Raw genomic sequence first — 24,573 nt, 5'->3', positions numbered from 1 at the left:
GTGGGATGAGGCTCCGGCGCGGATCAGGCGCCGACCTGGGCGATCCAGTCTTCCAGATTGTAATAGGTGGTGATGCGGGCGATCTTGCCGCCCTTCACATCGAAGAAGGTGCCGGCCGGCAGGCGGTAGGTCTGACCGGCAGCTTCCGGCAGGCCCTCATCGGTGCTGAGATAGGTGCCGTTGACGATGAATTCGGCCGCGGCACGCGTGCCGTCCTCGCTGGCGAAGATGACGATGTCCGTCAGCTCTTCCCTGTAGCAGCGGGTCATGTGGGCGTTGAACTCGGCAAAGAGTTTCTTGCCCGTGCGGCGCGAGCCCTGGTTCACGTCATGGGCCACATCCTCGCTCACCATCGCCAGCATGGCATCCGTCTCTCCCCGGTTGAAGGCGGCGTAATAGGCGTTGATCAGGGCTTCGGTCTGGACGCGGGCAGAGGTCATGGCAAAACTCACGAGGACAGGATTCGACTGACGCATCTGAGCGCATCGGCCGGAGTTGCGCAAGATGGGCACAAACGCAAACGCCGCAGCACGGGGCTGCGGCGTTGCAAAATCCGGATGGCGCGAAAGGCTCAGCGCGCGCCGCGCATGGCGTCGATGCTCCAGCGCCCGCCACCGGCCGCAGCCAGATAGAGGAAGACGAAGCAGTAAAGCGCGGCGAGTTCACCGCCATTGACGATCGGATAGAAGCCCTTGGGGTGATGCACGAGGAAATAGGCAACCGCCATGGTGCCGGAGGCGATGAAGGCAACCGGGCGGGTGAAGAGGCCAAGCACCAGCAAGGCGCCGCCCACCAGCTCGATCACGCCGGCCATTCCCGGCAAGGTGGTGACGGAAACGCCGCTCATCTGCGTGGCCGGAATGCTAAGAAATTTGGTGGTGCCGTGCTGCAAGAAAAGAAGACCGGACATGATGCGCAAGGCGCTCAGAAGGTCAGGCGAAAAGCTGGTGAGAAAACGCATGGGTGCCTCGCATGTATCTGACGAATGGCTTCCTGCCATTCCTCTGGAATCACGCATAACCGTTTCATATTCGGCATGCAATTGCATTCCTGAACGGCATTCTGTTCACGTTATCGAGATGTTTCATTTGGCAGGTGCAAGCAGATGATCTGCCGCAGCGGCACGAACGGCTTGCGTCAGCCGCTGCAAGCCCGGCGCGGCGGAGCGGCTGATGTGCCAGTAGAGCGGCACGGTGAGCGGCGTGCCGGGCACCAGTTCCTCAAGGCGTCCGTCCATGAGATGCGCCCTGACCAGAGGTTCCGGGTTCATGCCCCAGCCAATGCCAGCCGCCGCAGCATCGACAAAGGCATGGGTGGAGGCGATGTAGTGGGCGGGCAGCACCACATCCTGACCGAAGGTCTGGCGCACCCATGCGGCCTGCAGCCCGTCCTTCAGATTGTAGATCATGGCAGGGGCGCGGGCGAGGCTCTCAACGTCCACACCTCCGGCAAACCAGCGCCCCATGAAGGCCGGGCTTGCGGTTGCCCGGTAGGCCAGCGCGCCCAGCGGCACCACATCGCAGCCCTGCACCGGTGCCGGATCGGCACTCACAGCGGCCCGCACCTCGCCCCGGCGCAGCCAGCCTGCGCTGTGGTCCTGATCATCGATCTGCAGATCGAACAGCAGATCCCCGGCGCCCTGCATGGCCGCCACGAACCATGTGGCAAGGCTGTCGGCGTTGATGGCTACCCGCACGCCCGGCATGGAGCCACCGCCCGCATCCGGCAGGCTGCTGCCGATGTCCTGCCACAGGTCCTGCTCCAGCAGCGCCACGTCCTCCGCATGGCGGGCAAGGCGCTGGCCGGCGGGCGTCGGCAGGCAGGGCTGGCCGCGCACCACCAGCACCGTGCCCAGCCGCTCTTCCAGCGCGCGGATGCGCTGCGACACGGCGGAAGGCGTCAGATTGAGCTGACGTGCCGCCTTTTCAAAACTGCCGAGCCGCAACACGGCGGCCAGCGCCTGCAGATGGCTTGCCTCAAGGCGCATTAGAAGCTCTTCATCAGGATCAGAAACTTTAAATTTTCTAATCCTGCGCAAACCGCTAGTCAAACAACAGCACACGCCCTTGCATCCCGGAGCCTTCCTTGTTGACTGCTGCCCTTGCCGGTTTATTTCTCTGCCTTGGCCTCATCGTCGCCATTGGCGCGCAGAATGCCTTCATCCTGCGGCAGGGGCTGAGGGGGGAGCATGTGTTCTGGGTGTGCCTCACCTGCGCCATCTGCGATGCCTTTCTGATCACGCTGGGCGTCACCAGCCTCAAGGCCATCTCGGCCGTGCTGCCGGGCATCGAGCCGGTGCTGCGGTATGGCGGGGCGGCGTTTCTGCTGGCCTATGGGCTGCGGTCCATGCGCTCGGCCTGGCGCGGCGGCAATGCGCTGGATGCAGGCATCGGGCAAGGCGCCTCACTAAGAGCGACGCTTGCCACGCTGCTCGCCATCACCTTCCTCAACCCGCATGTCTATCTGGACACGGTGATCCTGATCGGCTCCATCGCCACCAACTACCCCGGCCATGAAATGGCCTTTGCCGCCGGGGCAAGCCTTGGCTCCGCCGTGTTCTTCTTTACGCTGGGCTATGGCGCAAGGCTGCTGCGGCCGCTCTTTGCCAAGCCTGCCTCCTGGCAGGTGCTGGACGGGCTGATCGCCATGGTGATGACCGGGCTGGCGGTGAAGCTGGTGGTGTGAACGGACACGCCCCGCCTCAGTTTCCCCGCCTCAATTGACCGGCAGGCGGCGCTTGGCCCAGTCGGCGCGCGGAACCGGGCCGCCCACCTCAAAGGCAAAGCTGACGACCCGCGTGATGCCGGCATCCAGCTCGCAGCGCAGGGCGAGATTGTACCACTGCCCGCGCTCGCGGAAGGCCGTCTGCGGGGTCTGCAGCACAGTGCCCGTGGCCAGCCGGAACGACGGCAGCAGCTCCGGCACCCGCGGCGGATTGGAAAACAGCAGCTGGGCGCGCAATTCGGTCATGCACAGCACATCCGCCCGCTCCTCCCGCGGCATGCCGCGCATGGCCGTCTGGGCCCGGACACCGCCATTGCTGCGCGTCGAAAAAAGCTGGCGCGCCATGTTGAGCGGCACACCGCCCGCCACCACCTGCCCCGCGCCCCTGCCTGCCCCAACGGGCGGCTTGGGCTGGGGCGCGGCAAGCGCCACGATCGGGCCAACGGTGCCGAAATCCTCCGGTGCAGCTTCTGCCTCACCTGGCGCAGGGGAAGCCAGTTCCCCATCGGCAGCCACCGGCGCCTCCACGGCAGGGCCTGGCTCCAGCCCCGCTTCATCGGCCGCGGCTTCCGCCAGCACGGCCAGCTCTGCCAGCGCATCAGCCTCTGCCGCCTGAGTCTCTGCTTCCGGCGCCGCCTCTGCCTCTTCCGTGGCTTCTTCGGTCCTCTGGTTTTCAGCCTCAGGCCCGGACTCTGGCCCAGACTCTGGCCCAGACTCTGGCACGTCCTGCGGCTCAGCCTCACCCTGCCTCTCCGGCTCGGTTTCGGGCGCCTCGGCAGCAGAACCATCCAGCGACACTTCGGGGCCGGTATCCTCCTCTCCGAACTCCGTCACCGGCTGCAAGACCGGATAGGGCTGCTGCGGCACCACGGGCAAAGGCGCCCCGGCCACCTGCGGCTGTTCAGGCTCCGGTTCGGGTTCGGGCTGCGCCTGCTCTGCTTCAGAGGCAGGCTCAGGGGCCTCTTCAGCGGCCTCTTCCGGCGCAGGCTCCGGCACGGCTTCAGGTTCCGGTTCAGGCTCGGGCTCAACCGCTTCCGGCTCAGGGGCGGGCTCAGGCTCCGGAGCTGCCTCTGGTTCGGGCGCTGCCTCAGGTTCGGGCTCTGGCGTTGCTTCCGGCTCGGGCTGCACCTCCTCCTGCGGCGGGGGCACCAGCGCCACCTCCACCACCTCGGGCTCAGGCGTCATGTCCGGAAACGGCTCGCTGACATTGGTGAAAAGCACCAGCGCCAGCAGCCCGTGCAGGGCAAGCGACAGCATCAGCGCCAGCGCCGGACCATCCCGGTCCTCACGCCCGCCCGCCCTGCGCTCCGTGCCTCTGCCGGCCCTGACCTTGTCTGCCGCGAGCTTGTCTGCCCTGACCTCTTGCTCCATGCCCCCTTCCTACCCGCTCCCGCAGGCAAAAGGGAGGCATGGCGTGCGGGGATGGATCATCTTTTTGGGAAGAAGAAGTGGGTGTCCGCATCAGGATAAGGATACGAACAAAACCAACCCCTCGCGCCGTCCCGGCCCCCATATCCGGATCTGGGCCGGGACCTGTTATGGACGCGGGGCGTTTAGCCTCTTCTGCCAGCCGAACTTCCAGAGCGTCGCAAAACGCCCAAAGCACCAAGGCAGAAAATCCCTTACAGGTCCCGGCACGGAGGCCGGGACCGCGCGGTGGGGATGCTTGCATGCAGCAACTGCCACGGCAAATGCAGCGGCTCCTCTGCCTCTGCCTCTCCATCGTCGTCCCGGACGAGAGCGGAGCGGAGATCCGGGACAGGCGAGCCACGGCCTGCCGGCTCAGGTTTTCAACAGCGCACAATCCGTGCCCCCTGACCGGTTTTTCGAAGAGCAAGCAACAGACACCCCGGCTCACCGGTCCCGGCTCGCGCTGCGCTTGGCCGGAATGACGATGGTGATGGGAGATAGTGGGTAGAGAAGATGAGATATGAAAAAATGAAGCCGGAGCGTTGCCGCTCCGGCCTTTTGTAACGGTCTTGCCTCGCCGTTTCCTCAGCTGTCGAGGAAGGAGCGCAGTTTGCGGCTGCGGCTCGGGTGCTTCAGCTTGCGCAGGGCCTTGGCTTCGATCTGGCGGATACGCTCGCGCGTCACCGAGAACTGCTGGCCGACTTCTTCCAGAGTGTGGTCGGTGTTCATGCCGATGCCGAAGCGCATGCGCAGCACGCGCTCTTCACGCGGGGTGAGCGAGGCGAGGACGCGGGTGGTGGTTTCGCGCAGGTTCGACTGGATGGCCGCATCGATGGGCAGAACCGCATTCTTGTCCTCGATGAAGTCGCCGAGGTGGGAATCCTCCTCGTCGCCGATCGGGGTTTCCAGCGAGATCGGCTCCTTGGCGATCTTCAGGACCTTGCGGACCTTTTCCAGCGGCATCTGCAGCTTTTCGGCCAGCTCTTCCGGGGTCGGCTCGCGGCCGATCTCGTGCAGCATCTGGCGCGAGGTGCGCACGATCTTGTTGATCGTCTCGATCATGTGCACCGGAATACGGATGGTGCGGGCCTGATCGGCGATCGAACGGGTGATTGCCTGCCGGATCCACCATGTCGCATAGGTGGAGAACTTGTAGCCGCGCCGGTACTCGAACTTGTCCACCGCCTTCATCAGGCCGATGTTGCCTTCCTGGATGAGGTCGAGGAACTGCAGGCCGCGGTTGGTGTATTTCTTGGCGATGGAGATCACGAGGCGCAGGTTGGCCTCCACCATCTCCTTCTTGGCGATGCGTGCCTCACGCTCGCCCTTCTGCACCATGGACACGATCTTGCGGAACTCGGTGATTTCGAGGCCCGTTTCCGTTGCCAGCGTCTGGATATCCTGACGCAGCTCGCGGATCATGTCCTTTTCCTTGGCGACGAAGTTCTTCCAGCCGCGCGTGGCAAGGTTGGCCACCTTGCGCAGCCAGTTCGGATCAAGCTCGGCGCCCTGATACTGGCGCAGGAAGTCCGTGCGGTCGACGCCGTGGCTGTCGGCAAGGCGCAGCAGGCGGCCTTCATAGCCCATCAGGCGCTTGTTAATGTCATAGAGCTGCTCGACCAGCGCATCGATGCGGTTCTGGTTGAGCGACAGGCTCTTCACATCGGCGACCAGCTCTTCCTGGATCTTCTTGTAGCGGCGCTCCTGGCTCGGCGACAGGGTCTTGTTGGAGAGCTTGTTCTCCACCAGCTGATCCTGCAGGCGGCGCAGCTTCTTGTAGCTGTCAGCGATGCTGTCGAAGGTTTCCAGAACCTTCGGCTTCAGCTCGGCTTCCATGGCGGACAGGGAGACGTTGGACTCGAATTCGTCCTCTTCCTCCTCGCCTTCCTCGGGCAGACCCTCAGGCGCGCCGTCCTCACGCGGGGCGCTGCCGGCAGCCGGGCTGCGCGGCTCGCCGTCCACATCCTCTTCCTCTTCGCCCTCGCCCGCCACCGGGCCGCCACGGGCATCCGGGCCGGCATAGGTGGCTTCAAGGTCGATGATGTCGCGCAGCAGAACCTTGCCTTCGTTCAGCTCGTCGCGCCAGATGATGATGGCCTGGAAGGTCAGCGGGCTTTCGCAAAGTCCGGCGATCATGGCCTCGCGGCCGGCCTCGATGCGCTTGGCGATGGCGATTTCGCCCTCGCGGGACAGAAGCTCGACGGAGCCCATCTCGCGCAGGTACATGCGCACCGGATCGTCGGTGCGGTCGGTCGGCTCGCGGCCGGAGCTGGCCTTGGCAAGCGCCGTCGGGCTGGCAACGGCGATTTCGCCGCCCTCCTCGGCCTCATCGACCTGCGCCTCTTCCACCTCGTCGCTGTCGATCACGTTGATGCCCATATCCGATAGCATGGACATCGTGTCTTCGATCTGCTCGGAAGACACGTGCTCGGAGGGCATCACCTCATTCAGCTCGTCATAGGTCACATAGCCGCGCTTCTTGGCGGCCTTGATCATTCGCTTGACGGCAGCATCAGAAAGATCGAGCAGCGGGCCATCCTGACCTTCTGCTGCCGCTTCCTGGGTTTCTTCCGTCTGCGTCGCTTTCGCTACCATATTCTGCTCCAGAACCGCCGCATGTCTGCGGCGCCGTGCCCGGCTGTTCGCCCACATCCGAACCATCAGACTGCCTTCCGGCGCGCGGGGAACGCGCAGCTCTCGAAGACCTTGCGATGATTCGGCTTTTAAATCGGTGTCCCTTAAGTCCTACTTAACCGTACCGGAAAGCCCTGCAGCCGCAGAGTGGAAACCGGACAAGTGACGCCACGCCGCTCCGGCAAAAGCCAGACCGGCAGACAATTCCTCAGGATATGCAGCGCGACTGAATGTTCCGCTCGTGGCACTTGCCATCATGAACGCTGTGGGCTGCCTGAATTCCCCTATTTAGCTCGACGCCACCGATTCGCAAGTGTGATTCGCGAATCGTCAATGTGATTCGCGAAATAGCCACAGTCAGAACGCAGTCTGGGCGGTGAATGCGGTCCTTTGCCGGGTTCACCAGCCCATCCCGAGGGCTTGCCTCCCGGTTAATGTGGGGATGAGGCCGCCTGATTGCCATGGCCAGGCACCATCGCCGGGCCCGCATGGCGCAGTTTTTTTGCCCGTTCAGCCAGTTCGCCCTCCTCGCGGGCGCATTCCTCGCGCCGCCGGGAAAGATCCTGCGTCAGGCCGCGGATGCGGTTCCAGGCCAGTTCGTCAAAGGCGTGTTCGGCAGCCGCCAGTTCCTGCTTCAGTTCCTGCTCCAGCGCCATCAGCTCGATCTGGTCGAGGAAATGCAGGAACGCCGCTTCGATGAAGTCCTCCGGCGGCGTCACCTTCAGCAGGGGAAAGCGCTGGAACAGGCCCGAAAAGTCGCCATGCTTCTGCGCCGCGCCTTCATCTGCCGTCATCACCTCATGCAGGATCTTGTAGAAGCTGTCATCGACGCCTTCGGCCAGCTGCGCTGCCGTCAGGCTGTTGAAGTCCCGCGCCACGCGGCAGAGCGCATTGCGGAAGCCCGCATGCAGCGGATCGGCAAAGGGAAGGCTCGCCACCCGTTCGATGTGCTTGTCGAGCAGATCGGGAAACTTGACGCACATGCCGCAGACCAGCCGCTCGGTGCCGAACAATGGCCCCTGCGGCGCCGTGATGGCCTCACCGCCCGGCCCGCGCGTCAGAAGCTGCAAGGCAACTGCCGCATCTCCCGGCCGCCCGCGCCCGCGTTCTCCGCCCTGCCCCCAGCCCTGTCTTTGGCCCTGCCCCTGCGCAGCGCTGCGCTGGCGCCGCGAATGCTCGTAGAAGAGGTTCGACAGGCGCAGGCGGAAATCCAGCTGATAGCGCTTGCGCACCCGCTCGTCGGCAATGCTACCGATCAGATCCTCGAAGCGCTTTTCCAGCGCAGCCTTGCGCTCGGGCGTATCCAGATTGGCGGCGCTGATCTCCCGGTCCCATACGGCCTCGAACAAGGGCTGCGCCTTGGCGGCCTCCTCATGGAACCCGGCGATCCCGCGTGCCTTGATCAGGTCATCCGGGTCCTGCCCGTCCGGCAGGAAGCAGAACTGGAAGGAATGGCCGCTGCGCAGCACCGGCAGAATGCGGTCAATCGCCCGGTGCGCCGCAGAAATACCCGCTGCATCGCCGTCGAAACACACGACAGGCTCTGCCGCCAGCTTCCACAGCCGCAGCACCTGATCTTCGGTGAAAGCCGTGCCAAGCGTCGCCACCACATGGCGCAGGCCCGCCTGCCACAGGGCGATGGCATCGAGATAACCTTCCACCACGAAAGCCTGCCCGCTTTTGAACGCAGACTCGCGTGCCCGGTGGGCGTTGAACAGCATGACGCCCTTGTGGAAGAGCGGCGTCTCGGGCGAATTGAGATACTTCGGCTGACCGTCAGGATCCAGCGTGCGCCCGCCGAAAGCAACGACCCGGCCGCGCTCGTCGTGAATGGGGATCATCAGCCGCCCGCGGAACCGGTCATAGGAGGGGCGGCCATCGTCCGGCTTGATCACCAGACCGGCCTCCACCATCACCGGCTCCTCGACGCCCTTGTCCGCCAGAAAGCGTTTCAGGCTGTCGCGTGTGTCGGGCGCAAAGCCGAAGCGGAACTCGTTCAGGGTCTCGGCACTCAGCTGGCGGCGCTGCACATAGGCGCGGGCCGTCTGGCCGCGCGGGCCGCCGAACTCCATCTGGAAGAATTGCGCCGCCATCTCGCAGACCTCCGCAAGACCGGCCTTCTTGCGCTCCTGCCGGGCAATCTTCGGGTCCGCCACGGGAAGCGCAACGCCGGCCTGCTCCGCCAGCCGCTCCACCGCTTCGGGAAAGCTCAGACCCTCGGTATCCGTCAGAAAGCGGAAATGATCGCCGGATGCACCGCAGCCGAAGCACTTGTAGCGCCCGCGCCGGTCATCCACGTGGAAGCTCGGGGATTTTTCCTGATGGAAGGGGCAGCAGGCCCAGAAGTCCCCCCGTCCCGGCTGCGTCTTGCGCCGGTCCCAGCTCACGCGCCGGCCCACGATGTCCGAAAGGCTCAGCCGTGCCTTGATCTCGTCCAGTAGCCGGTTGTCGAAACGCATGAAACCTGTCCGGAAGCCGGGAATGGCCCGCAGGGCCGGAGGCATCCGGCCATGGCGGCAAGTGGATTACATTAGCCTTGAGCGCCCCTGTGAGGGAAGCAGTGACTTAGAGTGCGAGGACGCCGCCTGCAAGGGCCTCCCCGCAAACCGGGCCGGCCGGGCCGTCTTTACCAGGCAGGAACCCGGGAGTCCGGCCCTGCGCCCTTCAGCTATCCCCGGGCCGGGTGCGCAGCAGGTCCTTCACAAGGCAGGAGGCCTGCACGAAGTCCATCTGGCCCGGATAGCGCTCCTTGAGGGAGTTCATGCAGCGGCCGATGTCACGCAGGCCCTGCGCCTCGATATCGGCGATGGTCTCGGCGCAGATGCGGCGCATTTCATCCTCGCCCATCTGCCGGGGCAGAAACTCGCGGATGATCTGGCTTTCTTCCTCTTCCTGAACCGCCAAGTCCACCTGTCCGGCCTCTTCATAGGCCTGACGGGATTCCTCGCGCTGCGCCAGCATGCGCTTGAGGAACTGATGCACCTCTTCGTCGGTGATTCCATCGCGGCCACTGTCCCGGGCAGCGGCCTCACGGTCCTTGATGGCAGTCAGGATGAGGCGCAGTGTGGCAGCGCGGCGCTTGTCGCCGGCCTCAAGCGCATCCTTCAAGGACGCACTGATGTCATCGCGCATGTCTTGCCCCTAATAACCACGAATATGACCGCTGAAAGACGCCCTCTTACCCGGCCATTTGCCCACATGCAATGTACCAAGCGAACAAGCCTTTGATTCAAGGCCTTTTTATTCCCGAACACCAATGTTGACCTGCCGGGGCGCTTCCCCTACATTCCCGCGCTTGAAGCACGGGGCTAGCGCCTGGCTCGGGTTCGGCATATCCGGGCGTTCGGTGCCCATGATGTCATCAACAACACCGAGATTGCAAGACATGACGACCGCGACTGCAGACGCGTGGGCCATACCGCCTGCCACCGCACTTCTGGTGCTGTCCGATGGCACCGTGATCGAGGGCCAGGGCCTTGGAGCCGAAGGTGAGGCTGTTGCAGAAGTCTGCTTCAACACCGCCATCACAGGCTACCAGGAAATCCTGACCGACCCCTCCTACGCCGGCCAGATCGTGACCTTCACTTTCCCGCATGTGGGCAACGTGGGCACGAACGAAGACGACATCGAGACGCTGAACATGGCGTCCGCCTCCGGTGTGCGCGGCACGGTGCTGAAGGCCGATGTCACTTCCCCGTCCAACTACCGAGCTGCCCGCCGCTTTGACGACTGGCTGAAGGCGCGCGGCATTATCGGCATCAGCGGCATCGACACCCGCGCCCTGACCGCCCGCATCCGTGACCTGGGCGTGCCGAACGCGGTGATCGCGTATCATCCGGATGGCAAGTTCGACATCGATGCGCTGAAGGCCAAGGCCGCCGCCTGGCCGGGCCTCGAAGGCATGGACCTTGCCAAGGACGTAACCAGCGGCCAGAGCCAGAACTGGACGCAGACCCCCTGGGTCTGGGACGAAGGCTACGGCGAGCAGCAGGACAAGGAATTCAACGTCGTCGCCATCGACTACGGCGTGAAGCGCAACATCCTGCGGCTGCTGGCCGATGCCGGCTGCAAGGTGACTGTTGTTCCGGCCGAAACTCCGGCAGACGAAATCCTTGCCATGAGCCCGGACGGGGTGTTCCTGTCCAACGGCCCCGGCGATCCTGCTGCCACCGGCACCTATTCCGTCGCCACCATTCAGGCGCTGGTGAACAAGGGGCTGCCGGTCTTCGGCATCTGCCTTGGCCACCAGATGCTGGCGCTGGCGCTCGGCGGCAAGACCGTGAAGATGCATCAGGGCCATCATGGCGCGAACCATCCGGTCTTCGACCACACCACGGGCAAGGTGGAAATCACCTCGATGAACCATGGCTTTGCCGTGGACAAGGAAAGCCTGCCGGAAAACGTTGAAGAGACCCACGTCTCCCTGTTCGACGGCACCAACTGCGGCATCCGCCTCAAGGGCAAGCCCGTGTTCTCGGTGCAGTATCACCCGGAAGCCTCACCCGGCCCGCGTGACAGCCATTACCTGTTCCAGCGCTTCACCGAGGTGATGCGCGAGGCAAAGCAGGCAAACGCCTGACAGGCCCACACGGAAGATCAAGAAAACGCCCCGGCAAGCAGCGCTTCCGGGGCGTTTTTTTGATCCGGCGCCCCGCGACGGCACACAGAACTCTTTCAAAAAAGAAACAGGGCCCGGTTTGCCGTCCGGGCCCTGTTGTCATTCAACTCCGGCATTTCGTATCCGGAAATACCGCAGCTCAGGACACGGCGATCAGCCGGTCGAGCGACTGCATCACGTGATCCACTTCCGCAACCTGCTCCTGCAGCAGCGCGTGCTGCTCACGCAGCATGTCCTGCTGGCCGGCGCAAATGCCGCGCAGCTCTTCCAGCTGGCTGCGGCGGGGTGTGTTGCTTTCAACAAGCTTCAGGACGCGGCGGATTTCGGTCAGGGTCAGGCCGATCTTCTTGGCCTGGAGGATGACGCGCATCCGGCCCACGTCACGGGCGGAATAGAAGCGGCGCGCGCCTTTGCGCACCGGATTGATGAGGCCCTTTTCCTCATAGAAACGCAGGGTCCGGAGCGTCACGCCGAAGTTCTCCGACATCTCGGAGATCGCGAGGAGTTTCGGCTCACTGCCATCGTCCACGACCGGACCTGCGATATCCGGAATGACGACCATATTTGGTGCTAAGCTGTTCATCGTTTTCTAGCCTGGTGGTTGAACAGGGCGTGACAAATGAATGCGCCAGAGCAGATCCCGGCCACCTCCCACCTTGGAAACCCGGATCTTTTGGAGCACTTTCCGCATTTCGCACCGTGCAGAAGCCAGTCCGTAAGAGACACTTCAAACACAACGCTCATTTACGTCACAGGCACTAATATGCCACCCATTTCACGTATACTCCTTCTCATATGACGCCATTTTTCAATCAGCCAGCACTTAAATTCCGCAAAGAGACATAAAAATCAATAATATAAAACACCGGAAAACACAGATATATGGCCATATCCGAGCCTAATAACAAATAATACATAGGACACAACTCAGAAATAAACGCGATTTACGAATTATCAATATATAGATATGAAGAATACATAACAAAAGACGCAATAGTCTGAAAGCGGAAACAATACAGCCAAACCACAATCCCATTGACATAAATATCTAATTCTTACGGATAGAGGCCCATCAAACCTTGCAGAAGGCGATCAGCTCTTGCTCAAGATCACACAACCAGAATGCGAGAAGCTTCAGAAGCCAGAGCGTCAGGAAAGTAGTTCCGAGCCACCACGCAGCAATGCGTGAACTGAAAAATAAAGCCCGGCCGATTCGTTACTTGCCTGACCTTGAATGTTTGACGGCAGAACAAATTGCGCGTGTATCTGTCTCTGAGGCATACACGCTCGTGGCGGAACATCCCGCATTGCCTGACCGGCCACACGCCTTGGCGCACCTGTCAAATCCGGCGAGGCAAACCTGTAACGCTTATGCTGCGGCTCCGGGGCAGCAGGAGGCCCCCACTCGCCCATCTTCCGGCCTTCAGCGGCGCGCTTCAGTCCTGCGCCATTCGCTTGGCGTCACGCCGAACCAGCGTTTGGCAGCGCGGGTAAAATTCCCCACAGCCGAGAAACCAAGACGGAACGAAACCTCGGAAATAGGCAGTCCCGTCGTGCGCAGCAGGTCAGCCGCAATTCCACGGCGAACATCGTCATGCAGTTCGTGGAAGGTCACACCCTGCTCACTCAGCCGGCGCTGCAGCACACGGCCACTGACGCCAACAGCACGGGCAACACTTTCCAGAGAAAGGTCTTTCTCTCCGACACGCCGGGCGATTTCCTCGCTGACCAGCGCAGTGATCCCTGACAGGCGCCCACGATCCGCCAGCCGCCGCATCGCCAGTTCCACCAGGGCATCAAAGAGGACCGGATATGACCCAGGCAGCGGTTTATCCGCCAGTTCCACAGGCAGGCTGATCGCAGAGTGATTCTGGTCGAATTGCACATTTGGCCCGAAACATTGCCGGTGCAGCCGCGTGTCCTCTGGCTTGCCACGCTCCAGACGGACAGCGACATTCTTGAAGCAGTCAGGTCCAGCCGCCAGAGACAGGAACATGCACGTCAGCATCGCGATGCAATCATTCAGCTGATCGCGCAGCACCACCCGGGGAACATGGCGCCAGATCACTTCAATCCGGCCAGGAACCTCCCGGACTTCACAGGCCTCAAGGTCACCAATCGAGGCATGCGCCTCCCCAAGCACCTCAAAGAGGCGGCGCAATGTCGGCGCATAGGGCAAGGCGAGCACAAGCGCATGCGTGGGGACGACGGGCTCCATGACGGACGATCTCAAGCCGATCAACGGATCATCCAGCAACTTGCCCGCCTGTTGCAGAAGACAGGCGACATCATTCATCGGGAGATAGCGATCATAGCGCCCATCGGCAGGCGGCAGCATGACGCCAGCCTTGCGCGCCACCTCTTCAATCGCAAGACCATTGCGTTCCAGGTACCGCACAAGCGGTTCAATGATCTGCCCGGCAACCTCTGCCACTCCGGATGAAGAGCCCAAATTTTCCTCGCGCAGCATGTCTATACATTTCAGAAGTGAAATCCGGACCAGATCCATGAAATTCCAGCAGGAATCTGCTCCAGAAGGGCCTCTGTATAATCACCAACGCACCCGGACGAGAACCTTGAAAACAAGATATCACGCTGGGTCATATATTAACCTTACCAATTCGAAAGAAATTTCTTCGTCATTTGTCTCAATTGTATTTTACCTCCTGATAACCATCTCTGAAAAAGGCTAGACGCAATCATGGCGCGCATGTGAAGACATGATGATGCGCAAAAGATGCGTGAACGACCGGCACGCAAGTGCTCCACCCGGCCTGCGCTCCTGTGATGAGCAGAAATCTGCCAGGCGGCCGCACTGGAAGGCTTCCTTGGGCGCAACAGGTGCGCTATCCGCCTGACAGGCGAACAGGTTTCACAGGATAGCGGCGATGAGCGGCAAGAAGACGGCAGGCATGACACCGGAGCAGTTCCGCGACTGGCGGCGCGCACTCGGCCTCAAGCAGAAGGATGCAGCAGAGCGGCTGGGCCTGAAGAAGCGGATGATCCAGTATTATGAAAAGGGGAACCGCGACGGACGGCCTGTTGAAATCCCCAAATACGTCCGCCTCGCCTGCTATGCCCTGCAGGCGGGAATCGGCGATTTTGATGGCCAGAACAGCCGCGCTGCGCCGCCGCTTCCCGTACCGGAAGAAGACGGAAACGCAAAAGCACTCGATTGACGGCGATCCGGGGTTTCATCCTTCGCCTTTATTGCCTATAAGGCGCGCTCAGCCACCAGTGTCATTCCTCAAGGACGAGCCTAGGCGCGCGCGCGACAGAGCGCGGCGGCGGGCCGATGCGAGCCACGATGCCCAAACGCACAGACATTTCCTCCATCCTGATCATTGGCGCAGGCCCGATTGTCATCGGTCAGGCCTGTGAATTCGATTATTCGGGCACGCAAGCCTGCAAGGCCTTGCGCGAGGAAGGGTATCGAATCATCCTCGTGAACTCCAATCCGGCGACGATCATGACCGACCCGGATCTGGCCGACGCGACCTATATCGAGCCCATCACCCCGGAAGTCGTTGCCCGCATCATCGAAAAGGAGCGCCCCGACGCGCTGCTCCCGACCATGGGCGGCCAGACCGCGCTCAACTGCGCGCTTGACCTTGAGCGCGACGGCGTGCTGGAGAAATTCGGCGTGGAAATGATCGGCGCCCGTGCCGATGTGATCGAGAAGGCCGAAGACCGCGAGAAGTTCCGCGCTGCGATGGATGTGATCGGGCTTGAGAACCCGCGCGCCTCGATTGCCTCGTCGCCTGCCATCCGCGATGCCAACGGCAAGATCACCGGCTACGACCGCAACGCCGGCTTCATGGAAGCCATGAAGGCGCTGGACGAGATCGGCCTGCCCGCCATCATCCGCCCGGCCTTCACCCTTGGCGGCACCGGCGGCGGCGTGGCCTATAACCGTGAGGAATTCGAGACGATTGCCCGCTCCGGCATCGACGCCTCGCCGGTTGGCCAGATCCTCATCGACGAGAGCCTGTTGGGCTGGAAGGAGTATGAGATGGAAGTGGTCCGCGACAAGGCGGACAACTGCATCATCATCTGCTCCATCGAGAACATCGACCCGATGGGTGTGCACACGGGTGACTCGATCACCGTCGCGCCGGCGCTGACGCTGACCGACAAGGAATACCAGATCATGCGCGACGCCTCGATTGCGGTGCTGCGCGAGATCGGCGTTGAGACCGGCGGCTCCAACGTGCAGTTCGCCGTGAACCCGCAGAACGGCCGCCTCGTCGTCATCGAGATGAACCCGCGCGTGTCGCGCTCTTCGGCTCTGGCCTCCAAGGCCACCGGCTTCCCGATTGCCAAGATCGCGGCCAAGCTCGCCGTCGGCTACACGCTGGATGAGCTGGAGAACGACATCACGGGCGGCGCCACCCCGGCCTCGTTCGAGCCCTCCATCGACTATATCGTCACCAAGATCCCGCGCTTTGCCTTCGAAAAGTTCCCGGGCTCCGATCCGGTGCTGACCACGGCCATGAAGTCCGTGGGCGAAGTCATGGCCATCGGCCGAACCTTCCCGGAAAGCCTGCAGAAGGCCCTGCGCGGCCTCGAAACCGGCCTGACCGGCCTTGACGAAGTGGAAATCCCCGGCCTTGGCCAGGGCGACGACAAGAACGCCATCCGCGCCGCCATCTCGACGCCGACGCCGACGCGCCTGCTCAACGTCGCCCAGGCGATCCGCCTCGGCACGCCGCTGGACCAGATCTACAGCATCTGCGGCATCGATCCCTGGTTCCTGGAGCAGCTCTCCGGTATCATCGCCATGGAAGAGAAGGTCCGCGCCAACGGCCTGCCGGACAATGCGGTGATGCTGCGCAAGCTGAAGGGCATGGGCTTCTCCGACGCCCGCCTTGCCTCGCTGACCGGCAAGGACGAAGCCGATGTCGCCAAGATTCGCGCGGATCTTGACGTCCATCCGGTGTTCAAGCGCATCGACACCTGCGCCGCCGAATTCGCTTCGCCCACCGCCTACATGTATTCCACTTACGAGACGCCCTTTGCCGGCGAGCTGGCCAGCGAAGCCCGCCCCTCGGACAAGAAGAAGGTGGTCATCCTCGGCGGCGGCCCGAACCGGATCGGCCAGGGCATCGAGTTCGACTACTGCTGCTGCCATGCTGCCTTTGCGCTGCAGGAAGCGGGCTATGAGACCATCATGGTCAACTGCAACCCGGAGACCGTGTCCACCGACTACGACACCTCCGACCGGCTCTATTTCGAGCCGCTGACCGCAGAAGACGTGCTGGAGATCATCCGCACCGAGCAGGAAAACGGCACGCTGCACGGCGTCATCGTCCAGTTCGGCGGCCAGACCCCGCTGAAGCTGGCGCAGGCGCTCGTCAAGGCCAATGTGCCGATCCTCGGCACCTCGCCGGACATGATTGACCTCGCCGAAGACCGCGACCGCTTCCAGCGCCTCCTGACCAAGATCGGCCTGAAGCAGCCGCAGAACGGCATCGCTTATTCCGTCGAGCAGGGCCGCCTCATTGCCAGCCAGCTTGGCCTGCCGCTGGTGGTGCGCCCGTCCTACGTGCTGGGCGGCCGGGCGATGCAGATCATCCGCGACGAAGAGTCGCTGAACTCCTACCTGCTCGGCACCCTGCCGGAGCTGGTGCCCGGTGAAATCCGCGCCAAGTATCCGAACGACAAGACCGGCCAGATCAACACCCTGCTCGGCACCAACCCGCTGCTGTTCGACCGCTATCTCGATGGCGCCATCGAGGTGGACGTGGATGCCCTGTCGGATGGCAAGGACGTGTTCGTCTGCGGCATCATGGAGCATATCGAGGAAGCCGGCATTCACTCCGGTGACAGCGCCTGCTCCCTGCCGCCCTACACGCTCTCGGCCGAAATGATCGCCGAGCTGAAGCGCCAGACCATCGCGCTGGCCAAGTCGCTCGAAGTCGGCGGCCTGATGAACGTGCAGTACGCCATCCGCGACGGCCAGATCTATGTGCTCGAAGTCAACCCGCGCGCCTCGCGCACTGTGCCCTTCGTTGCCAAGACCATCGGCGTGCCGGTGGCCAAGATCGCCAGCCGCGTCATGGCCGGTGAAAGCCTTGCCTCGTTCAACCTCAGCGAAAAGCCGCTGAAGCACGTGGCCGTCAAGGAAGCCGTGTTCCCCTTCGCCCGTTTCCCGGGTGTGGACACCATCCTTGGCCCGGAAATGCGCTCCACCGGCGAAGTCATGGGCCTTGATGCCAACTTCGGCACCGCCTTCGCGAAGTCGCAGATCGGCGGCGGCACGGGCGTGCCGGTGGGCGGAACGGTGTTCGTCTCCGTGCGCGACCAGGACAAGGAAGGCGTGCTGGACGCGGTCAAGCGCCTTGCCGCCAACGGCTTCCGCATCATCGCCACCAGCGGCACCCAGCGTTACCTTGAGGAGCATGGCGTCACCTGCGCCAAGATCAACAAGGTTTCCGAAGGCCGCCCGCATATCGTGGACGTGATCAAGAACGGCGAGGTCCAGCTGGTGATCAACACCACGGACGGCATGCAGGCCATGTCGGACAGCCGCTCCATGCGCCGCGCTGCCCTCTTGCAGAAGGTGCCCTATTACACGACGCTGGCCGGCGCCGTGGCCGCTTCCAAGGGCATCGAAGCCTACAAGAGCGGGGGGCTTGAAGTCAGGCCCTTGCAGTCCTACTTCGCCTAGAGCATAGTCTCGTGCGGGCCCTCGTGGCCCGCACGATCAGAATGCGATCTTAGCATTAAATCTGAAGCGGTTTTCTCTTGGCCGGATCATGAACCCGGGCGGAGGACGCTCCAGAACTGTATCATCCGCACTCCGGCCAGACGATGAAACGTCCGGCTGGATTGTGTTTTTTTGACGTTTCGTCCGCGCAAGCGGACCACTTAACCAGAAGGTCTACGGCCAATGGAAAAGATCCCGATGACCGCCGCCGGCTACGCAAAGCTGCAGGTGGAATTGAAGGAGCGGACGTCGGTCGAGCGGCCCCGGATCGTCGAGGCCATTTCCGAAGCGCGCGCCCATGGCGACCTGTCGGAAAACGCCGAGTACCACGCCGCCAAGGAAGCGCAGAGCCACAACGAGGGCCGCATCGCCGAGCTTGAGGACAAGCTCAGCCGCGCTGAAATCATCGACGTGTCCAAGCTCTCCGGCACCACCGTCAAGTTCGGTGCCACGGTCACCCTCATCGACGAGGACACCGAGGAAGAGAAGAAGTACATGATCGTCGGCGACGTGGAAGCAGACGTGAAGCAGGGCAGGATCTCCATCTCCTCCCCCATCGCCCGCGCCCTCATCGGCAAGACGATCGGCGACAGCGTCGAAGTCGCCGCCCCCGGCGGCGCCCGCTCCTACGAGATCGAGAACGTCCAGTTCCTCTGATCCGTCTCTGACCGGCCTTTCTGAGCAGCGCGCCTGATCAGGAGACCGGTCAAGTGGGCCGATCAAGAGGCCCGATCAAGAAGATTGATCAGGATAATGGACCCCCGGGCCCTCCCGCCCGCCAAACCCCAGAATGCCCGCGCACAACGCGGGCATTTTTGTTTCGGGCCCCCTGCCGCCTCTCCTCCGTCATCCCCGGCCTTGTGCCGAGGACCTATACACATCAAAGGCTGGCAGATGGCCGGGACCCTCAACTGGCTGCAAAGCGATCACCTCGCCTCGGTCCGGCTGATGACCAACGGCAGCGGCGCGGTCATTGCGGAGAACCATTACCGGCCCTACGGCCAGCGCACGGAGCTGCTAGCCAAGCGGTCAATCTGCCGCGTGAATCCAAGGGGTGGATTCCCGGCCCGCAAAGCGGGCCAAAGCGCTGAGTTGGTCAGGAGGTAACCCCACCTGTCTGTCTTATGTCATTGCTGATTTTCCGGAGTTATCTTCGACGTATATACCTCCCTATGATCCATGATTGTCCATTTTCGCGCAAAAATTTACTGACAATAAATACAGCCCTTAGTAGAAAAATTGCATTAACCCCCACATAGCTGTCCAGCGACAGAGTCAAGCCGGCTGATCTGATTAAAAATGGAGGCAGTTCATGAGCAACACAAGCATTCTCTCTTTAGTCAACGAATACATGAAAGAAGATCGAAAAAAGGCATATATTGAACTTCACAGTTCAATCGAGAATATTTGCAAAGAAATTCAAACAAAGCTTGGCGTGAGTGTAGTTCGATCAATCTATGGACGATCTTCCAAACAGGGAGACTTATTCAAGACAAACATTAAGATCGCAAAAAAAATTTCTAAAAAACGCAAACAAGGAAATTCCGAATACACAGTAAAGCATGTGACAGACATCATCGGCCTCACCGCCGTCATGCAATATCCAGACCAGGTAGATATCTTTCTCTCGGAACTAGAGCACCATCTGAAAGGCAAATTTTCCATAGCAAAGCGCGAGCTTATTAGGCGTCCAGGCTATTATGCAACGCATGTTGACATAATCTCCGACTTTCCACCTCATCTAGGGTTGTTTTGTGAGTTGCAGGTCAAGACGATGCTTCATGATGCGTGGGCCGCAAAAATGCATGACCTCAACTATAAGCCAGGCGGTGAACTTGATCCACGCCTTGATCGAATGATGCAAGTGATTGCGGACACCATCGAGTCGATCGAGATTCAAAGTCAGACACTACGCGAGCTAATCACTGAACGTTGGCATGCGGAAGCCTTATGGCGCAAGGCTGCTCGGCTCAGGATGTTTGAGTCGATGCCAGCCTGGGTAACGTCTAGAGAAAAGATGGACCCAGGCGCTTTAGCAGCACTCGAGATGATGATCAGCAAAAAAACTGAACTAGTCAGCTCTGCAAGCGGCAGTGAGATATTAAGAGATACGCAAAAAACTATCGCAAACGCATGCAAAAACCTCCCAAGAGACCTTTGGGTTCTTTTTAGTTACCTTGCAAGCATTACAGGTAATTCGCAGGTATGCGATTTTGCCGCTTTGAAAATTGATGATTGGTTAGGCGAAATTGACCTCAAACACGTTGAAGCTGACGAACAGCTTCAGTATGATATTTTCTCAGCACCACTTGCATGCAGCGCCTTCGGAGATTTGGATCGCGCGATAGATATTAGTCGATTGATTCTGAAGCGGTTTCATATGTTATCTGATCACTGCAATCGAGTGGTCAAATGGAATCTTGCGAACTTTATAGTGGAACGACAATACTTTCTTCCAGAGATTTCACCGACGGTCAATGACACGAAATCTGAAGTTGAGAGTCTTGTAGCTGAGTGCGAACCTCTGCGGACTCTTGATCCATCATGCTTTTTCGACTTTGAAGGAATGATGATTGTAGCTTTTTCCAATGATCCTTTGGAGATCAAAAAAGCGATCAAACTTATCGAAAAAGGCACTGAAGTCGTGCAAGAGAATGACATGGAGCTTGCCGAGGCATTCCTCGAACTTCACTCAAGAATGGCGTGGAGACGCTTACTCAAACTAGAAGCGGGGCACTAGGCCCCGCAAAAAATTAATGAAACGGTGGGAAAATTGGTCTTCTCATGCTTTTACCTCCGTGCCCTTTGATATTAGGGCGATTCACACATTTCACAACCACGCTTGCGCGAAAAAGTTAAAAAAACTTAAACTGCGCTTCATTTGACACTCGAATGCACGAGAGGATCACACTTTGTCAACCTCATTCTTGTCGCTTAACGAAACCGGACACTTGGAGCCCTTCTCCGTTGATTCAGAAATCGCCAGCGAATTGACATTGCTTCCAGAGGATCATACGAAATATTTCGACCTAAGTGGAAATTTCGAAATAATATCAATTGCAAAGCTTGTGAGTTCGCGAGCAAGGCCAAAAGGGATCGCCAATGCCAACTCATTTATGGCAGCCGCCGCAGCTGGAACAATGTCCAAGCGAGAACCGATCTTGATTTCTCCGCTAACTGATGGCCTTTTCAAAGTAGAAGACGGAAATTCAACGCTCATTAACGCACGACTTTCCGGCTGGACAAGCATACCCTGCCGTCGATCGTTTCCAACGCCGTGACGCCCCACGTAAAAAGTGCGGCCTCTTTGTTTCTTTTTATGTAAGAGCATGAAAATACTAATCGAATACTGCAAAAAGACGGCATTACCTAACAGTACAGCGTGTACAGAAATGGTATTCACCTGACAGTACCGCGTTTCAAAGCGGGTTCAGGTGGCTTGGACCTCTGGCTGCATTGAAGCCTGTTTGGGTCTAGTTGTCAGCGTCTCTGCTTTCGTATTTTCCGGCGGCGTTACGGGGCGTTTCAGTCCGTCGACGAAGGCCTTGACGGGTGTCCGTCCGCTTATCGGCCCTGATGGGGACGGCAGTCAGTTCGTGGATGATGAAGGTCTGGTAGATCATGCACCCTGCATCTCAGCACTCCATCCCCTCGCCCTCCCCCACCACACCAACGCCACAAACACCCCCCACTGAAAGCCTCCAACCGTCCCGCCCTTGACGCCCGCTCTGCTGCCGGGTAACCCTTTACCTCAGATTGAGGAGTGACGGACATGGACAACCACAACCGGTAATCCGGACATTCGCCGAACCGTGGCCACTGGCTTGGCTTTCGACCGAGATTGTCGATGCTGACGCATCAAGCCTTGAAGCAGCCCAAGCGCAGCACGGGCCTGAGCAGCTCTCGATGAAAGCAGTTCACCGAGAGCTGGAATGACCAGCGGCCACACACCTTCACTTTGGAATCCACGGACTTATCATGCCCAGACTTTCTGGAAAGCGCGCTCTCGTGACGGGGGCGGCGCGCGGTATTGGTGCAGCCATTGCCAAGGCCTTTGCCGATGAAGGCGCGAGCGTCATTGTGACCGATATCAACGACGAAGGCGGTGAAGCCACAGCCGGGGCCATCGGCGGAACATATTGTCATCTGGATGTGGCCTCTGAAGCGGACTGGAACAGGGTGGAGCGCCTGTTCCCCGAACTCGATATTCTCGTCAACAATGCCGGCGTCACCGGCTTTGAGGACATAACCAACGGCGCGCCGCCAGCGCATGATCCTGAACACGCACAGCTTGCCGATTGGAGAGCCGTGCATGCCGTCAACCTCGACGGCACGTTTCTGGGATGCCGCTATGCCATCCGCGCGATGCGGGCGAGGGGCGCCGGGTCGATCATCAACATCTCTTCCCGCTCGGGGCTGGTCGGCATTCCGATGGCCGCCGCCTATGCCTCTTCAAAGGCGGCGATACGCAACCACACAAAGAGCGTGGCGCTCTATTGTGCAGGCCAAGGCCTGAAGATCCGCTGCAACTCGATCCACCCTGCCGCCGTCATGACGCCCATGTGGGAGCCAATGCTGGGCAACGGGCCGGACAGAGCCAAACGGGAGGCGGCCATGGTGGCCGATACGCCGCTGCGCCGGTTCGGCAGACCGGAGGAAGTTGCGGCGCTGGCCGTGTTTCTGGCCTCTGACGAGGCCCCCTACATGACCGGCACAGAGCTGACGATCGACGGCGGCATCCTTGCAGGATCAGCCGCAACACCCGGAAGCTAGAGCCGCAGCCCCATACAGCGATAGCGATGCAGCAATAGCGGGCGCCCCCTCACCGTTCGATCGGCACCGTTGGTTCATCCTTGGTGCGGCGGATGGTGAGGGCGGTGCGGACGCTGTCGACGTTGGGGGCGGCGGTCAGTTCGCGGATGATGAAGGTCTGGAAGGTCTGCAGGTCGGGGGCGACGCATTTCAGCAGGAAGTCCACCTCGCCCGAGAGCATGAAGCACTCGCGCACGATGGGCCAGCTGTTGACCCGCTCCTCGAAGCCGTTGAGGTCTGCTTCCGTCTGGCTGTGCAGGCCGACCATGGCAAAGGCCGTCACCTCGTAGCCGAGCTGCTTTTCGTCCAGCAGCGTGCGGTAGCCGCGGATGAGGCCAGCCTCTTCCAATGCACGCACCCGGCGCAGGCACGGGGGGGCGGAGATGCCGACACGGCGGGCGAGTTCCACATTGGTCATCCGGCCATCCTGTTGCAGCTCGTCCAGAATGTGCCAGTCGATCGCGTCAAGCCGTGCTTTCAAGGAAATCTCCAGTCAGTGCGGGCGGCGCCCGGCGGGCAAGGCAAAAAGGCCGCCTGCCCCAAAGTTCCGTTTCACAGGCACGCCCCCGGCCTTGTTCCAGCCGCTTGTCCGTGCTTGTGTGGCCGCAAGACCCAATGCCCTGCGGCTTATGATTTTTTGCTCATTTCCGCAAGACTATAACAAAAGCACCCATGCTCAAGAAAGATCCAGAAACCGCAAAAGCTGAGGATGACCGGAGCATCTGGATTCTGTCCGATGGCAAGGCGGGCGACGAAATCCAGTGCATGGGCGTCGCCGAAGCCCTTGGCCTTCCTTATCAGATCCGCCGCGTTGCCCCGCGCAGGCCCTTCGTCTGGACCATGCCCTGGGGGCCGATTGACCCGCGCGAGGCCGAGACGCGGCCCGGCAGCCCGCTGGCGCCGCCCTATCCGGATATCGCTATCGCCTCCGGCCGGCGCACCGTGCCCTATCTGCGCCGCCTGAAGAAGCTGAGCGGCGGGCGCACCTTCACCGTCTTCCTCAAGGACCCGCGCACGGGCACGAGCGCCGCCGACCTCATCTGGGTGGGGGAGCATGACCGGCTGCGCGGCGCCAATGTTCTGGTGACGCCAACCGCTCCGCACCGCCATTCGGCGGAAAAGCTGGCAGCAGCAAGAGCGCAGCCGGACCCGCGCCTTGGCTGTCTGCCCTCCCCGCGCATTGCCGTGCTTGTGGGCGGCAACAGCCGGCATCACACCTTCACGGCCGAAGACATCAACCGTTTTGCCGATGGGCTGGCGGATGCGGCAAGGCAGGGCGGCAGCCTGATGATCACCGCCTCACGCCGTACGCCCCATGCCCTCAACCACCGGCTGGAGCAGCTGGCGGAGACAGGAAACCATTTCCTTTGGGACGGCAGCGGCGAAAACCCGTTGCTGGCAATGCTGGCGCTGGCAGATACCATCGTGGTCACGGGCGACAGCACAAACATGGTGGGCGAGGCGCTGGCGGCGGGGCGGCCGGTGCATGTGTTCATGCCATCCGGCGGGCACCACCGGCTTGATCTCTTTTTGACTGGATTGCGCCAGATTGGCGCCATTCACCCCTTTCCGGGGCCTCTCAAAACCACTACCTGTGAGCCGCTGGACAGCACCCCGCAGATCGCTGCGGCCATTAGGGCGAAGCTGGCCTCGCGCAAGGCATGAG

Annotated in this window: 19 protein-coding genes; 8 read left to right on the top strand and 11 right to left on the bottom strand. The window is 61.2% G+C overall.

Features of this window, described 5'->3' with window-relative positions:
- Window positions 1-23: 23 nt before the first annotated feature.
- The 3 genes from H163_RS0107940 to H163_RS0107930 form a co-directional block, all read right to left on the bottom strand.
- Window positions 24-440, bottom strand: coding sequence for a ketosteroid isomerase-related protein (locus H163_RS0107940; protein WP_040678340.1), 417 nt, complete (start codon window positions 438-440; stop codon window positions 24-26).
- Between the two features lie 131 nt (window positions 441-571).
- Window positions 572-961: a DoxX family protein gene (locus tag H163_RS0107935; protein WP_019964034.1), complete on the bottom strand. Its 390-nt coding sequence runs from the start codon at window positions 959-961 to the stop codon at window positions 572-574.
- Between the two features lie 123 nt (window positions 962-1,084).
- Entirely contained in the window at window positions 1,085-1,987 is a 903-nt protein-coding gene (locus H163_RS0107930) for a LysR family transcriptional regulator ArgP (protein ID WP_019964033.1), read from the bottom strand.
- 101 nt (window positions 1,988-2,088) lie between these two features.
- Here H163_RS0107930 and H163_RS0107925 point away from each other — a divergent pair, with 101 nt between their 5' ends.
- Entirely contained in the window at window positions 2,089-2,685 is a 597-nt protein-coding gene (locus H163_RS0107925) for a LysE/ArgO family amino acid transporter (protein WP_019964032.1), read from the top strand.
- Window positions 2,686-2,715: 30 nt separating this feature from the next.
- On the opposite strand, the gene H163_RS22445 is transcribed toward H163_RS0107925, so the two are convergent.
- The 4 genes from H163_RS22445 to H163_RS0107905 form a co-directional block, all read right to left on the bottom strand.
- A complete protein-coding gene (locus H163_RS22445) occupies window positions 2,716-4,095 on the bottom strand; it encodes a DUF930 domain-containing protein (RefSeq protein ID WP_019964031.1) in 1,380 nt (459 codons plus the stop codon).
- Between the two features lie 624 nt (window positions 4,096-4,719).
- Window positions 4,720-6,729: an RNA polymerase sigma factor RpoD gene (gene rpoD, locus H163_RS0107915; RefSeq protein WP_026355595.1), complete on the bottom strand. Its 2,010-nt coding sequence runs from the start codon at window positions 6,727-6,729 to the stop codon at window positions 4,720-4,722.
- 470 nt (window positions 6,730-7,199) lie between these two features.
- Window positions 7,200-9,227, bottom strand: a complete 2,028-nt coding sequence (gene dnaG / locus H163_RS22440) for a DNA primase (protein WP_051105346.1) — start codon at window positions 9,225-9,227, stop codon at window positions 7,200-7,202.
- 205 nt (window positions 9,228-9,432) lie between these two features.
- Window positions 9,433-9,900, bottom strand: a complete 468-nt coding sequence (locus H163_RS0107905; protein WP_019964028.1) for a GatB/YqeY domain-containing protein — start codon at window positions 9,898-9,900, stop codon at window positions 9,433-9,435.
- 253 nt (window positions 9,901-10,153) lie between these two features.
- Here H163_RS0107905 and carA point away from each other — a divergent pair, with 253 nt between their 5' ends.
- Window positions 10,154-11,347: a glutamine-hydrolyzing carbamoyl-phosphate synthase small subunit gene (gene carA, locus H163_RS0107900; RefSeq protein ID WP_019964027.1), complete on the top strand. Its 1,194-nt coding sequence runs from the start codon at window positions 10,154-10,156 to the stop codon at window positions 11,345-11,347.
- A gap of 178 nt (window positions 11,348-11,525) precedes the next feature.
- Here carA and H163_RS0107895 read toward each other — a convergent pair whose 3' ends face one another.
- Together H163_RS0107895 and H163_RS0107890 are read right to left on the bottom strand one after the other, a co-directional pair.
- On the bottom strand, window positions 11,526-11,969 hold the full coding sequence (locus H163_RS0107895) for a MerR family transcriptional regulator (RefSeq protein WP_040678255.1): 444 nt from the start codon (window positions 11,967-11,969) through the stop codon (window positions 11,526-11,528).
- An 840-nt stretch (window positions 11,970-12,809) separates the two neighbouring features.
- On the bottom strand, window positions 12,810-13,895 hold the full coding sequence (locus H163_RS0107890; RefSeq protein ID WP_081625981.1) for a helix-turn-helix transcriptional regulator: 1,086 nt from the start codon (window positions 13,893-13,895) through the stop codon (window positions 12,810-12,812).
- A 379-nt stretch (window positions 13,896-14,274) separates the two neighbouring features.
- Between H163_RS0107890 and H163_RS22435 the strand changes: the two genes are divergently transcribed.
- From H163_RS22435 to H163_RS0107865, 4 genes are all read left to right on the top strand, one after another.
- On the top strand, window positions 14,275-14,565 hold the full coding sequence (locus H163_RS22435; RefSeq protein ID WP_019964024.1) for a helix-turn-helix domain-containing protein: 291 nt from the start codon (window positions 14,275-14,277) through the stop codon (window positions 14,563-14,565).
- Between the two features lie 128 nt (window positions 14,566-14,693).
- Window positions 14,694-18,056, top strand: coding sequence for a carbamoyl-phosphate synthase large subunit (gene carB / locus H163_RS0107880; protein WP_019964023.1), 3,363 nt, complete (start codon window positions 14,694-14,696; stop codon window positions 18,054-18,056).
- A 222-nt stretch (window positions 18,057-18,278) separates the two neighbouring features.
- Window positions 18,279-18,752 (top strand): transcription elongation factor GreA, encoded by a 474-nt coding sequence (gene greA / locus H163_RS0107875; RefSeq protein ID WP_019964022.1) that lies wholly within the window; start codon window positions 18,279-18,281, stop codon window positions 18,750-18,752.
- A gap of 655 nt (window positions 18,753-19,407) precedes the next feature.
- Window positions 19,408-20,835, top strand: a complete 1,428-nt coding sequence (locus H163_RS0107865; RefSeq protein WP_081625980.1) for a hypothetical protein — start codon at window positions 19,408-19,410, stop codon at window positions 20,833-20,835.
- Between the two features lie 270 nt (window positions 20,836-21,105).
- Here the strand turns inward: H163_RS0107865 and H163_RS24330 are convergent, their stop codons facing one another.
- Window positions 21,106-21,498 (bottom strand): hypothetical protein, encoded by a 393-nt coding sequence (locus H163_RS24330; RefSeq protein WP_147290440.1) that lies wholly within the window; start codon window positions 21,496-21,498, stop codon window positions 21,106-21,108.
- Between the two features lie 575 nt (window positions 21,499-22,073).
- On the opposite strand from H163_RS24330, the gene H163_RS0107860 reads away from it, so the two are divergent.
- A complete protein-coding gene (locus H163_RS0107860; RefSeq protein WP_026355593.1) occupies window positions 22,074-22,868 on the top strand; it encodes an SDR family oxidoreductase in 795 nt (264 codons plus the stop codon).
- A gap of 49 nt (window positions 22,869-22,917) precedes the next feature.
- On the opposite strand, the gene H163_RS0107855 is transcribed toward H163_RS0107860, so the two are convergent.
- The gene (locus H163_RS0107855) at window positions 22,918-23,388 is read right to left on the bottom strand and encodes an Lrp/AsnC family transcriptional regulator (protein ID WP_019964018.1); all 471 of its coding nucleotides are present in this window, start codon (window positions 23,386-23,388) and stop codon (window positions 22,918-22,920) included.
- A 191-nt stretch (window positions 23,389-23,579) separates the two neighbouring features.
- On the opposite strand from H163_RS0107855, the gene H163_RS0107850 reads away from it, so the two are divergent.
- A complete protein-coding gene (locus tag H163_RS0107850) occupies window positions 23,580-24,572 on the top strand; it encodes a mitochondrial fission ELM1 family protein (RefSeq protein WP_019964017.1) in 993 nt (330 codons plus the stop codon).
- Window position 24,573: the final 1 nt, after the last annotated feature.

Source organism: Pannonibacter phragmitetus DSM 14782, from assembly GCF_000382365.1.
In the GTDB taxonomy this organism is placed as follows: Bacteria; Pseudomonadota; Alphaproteobacteria; order Rhizobiales; family Stappiaceae; genus Pannonibacter; species Pannonibacter phragmitetus.
This window is presented reverse-complemented; position numbering and strand designations above follow the sequence as displayed.

What these genes read in the sequence shown, in the direction of transcription:
- H163_RS0107940 (WP_040678340.1), bottom strand. Translation starts at nt 440, where the DNA reads ATGACCTCTGCCCGCGTCCAGACCGAAGCCCTGATCAACGCCTATTAC.
- H163_RS0107935 (WP_019964034.1), bottom strand. Translation starts at nt 961, where the DNA reads ATGCGTTTTCTCACCAGCTTTTCGCCTGACCTTCTGAGCGCCTTGCGC.
- H163_RS0107930 (WP_019964033.1), bottom strand. Translation starts at nt 1,987, where the DNA reads ATGCGCCTTGAGGCAAGCCATCTGCAGGCGCTGGCCGCCGTGTTGCGG.
- H163_RS22445 (WP_019964031.1), bottom strand. Translation starts at nt 4,095, where the DNA reads ATGGAGCAAGAGGTCAGGGCAGACAAGCTCGCGGCAGACAAGGTCAGG.
- rpoD (WP_026355595.1), bottom strand. Translation starts at nt 6,729, where the DNA reads ATGGTAGCGAAAGCGACGCAGACGGAAGAAACCCAGGAAGCGGCAGCA.
- dnaG (WP_051105346.1), bottom strand. Translation starts at nt 9,227, where the DNA reads ATGCGTTTCGACAACCGGCTACTGGACGAGATCAAGGCACGGCTGAGC.
- H163_RS0107905 (WP_019964028.1), bottom strand. Translation starts at nt 9,900, where the DNA reads ATGCGCGATGACATCAGTGCGTCCTTGAAGGATGCGCTTGAGGCCGGC.
- carA (WP_019964027.1), top strand. Translation starts at nt 10,154, where the DNA reads ATGACGACCGCGACTGCAGACGCGTGGGCCATACCGCCTGCCACCGCA.
- H163_RS0107895 (WP_040678255.1), bottom strand. Translation starts at nt 11,969, where the DNA reads ATGAACAGCTTAGCACCAAATATGGTCGTCATTCCGGATATCGCAGGT.
- H163_RS0107890 (WP_081625981.1), bottom strand. Translation starts at nt 13,895, where the DNA reads ATGGATCTGGTCCGGATTTCACTTCTGAAATGTATAGACATGCTGCGC.
- H163_RS22435 (WP_019964024.1), top strand. Translation starts at nt 14,275, where the DNA reads ATGAGCGGCAAGAAGACGGCAGGCATGACACCGGAGCAGTTCCGCGAC.
- carB (WP_019964023.1), top strand. Translation starts at nt 14,694, where the DNA reads ATGCCCAAACGCACAGACATTTCCTCCATCCTGATCATTGGCGCAGGC.
- greA (WP_019964022.1), top strand. Translation starts at nt 18,279, where the DNA reads ATGGAAAAGATCCCGATGACCGCCGCCGGCTACGCAAAGCTGCAGGTG.
- H163_RS0107865 (WP_081625980.1), top strand. Translation starts at nt 19,408, where the DNA reads ATGAGCAACACAAGCATTCTCTCTTTAGTCAACGAATACATGAAAGAA.
- H163_RS0107860 (WP_026355593.1), top strand. Translation starts at nt 22,074, where the DNA reads ATGCCCAGACTTTCTGGAAAGCGCGCTCTCGTGACGGGGGCGGCGCGC.
- H163_RS0107850 (WP_019964017.1), top strand. Translation starts at nt 23,580, where the DNA reads ATGCTCAAGAAAGATCCAGAAACCGCAAAAGCTGAGGATGACCGGAGC.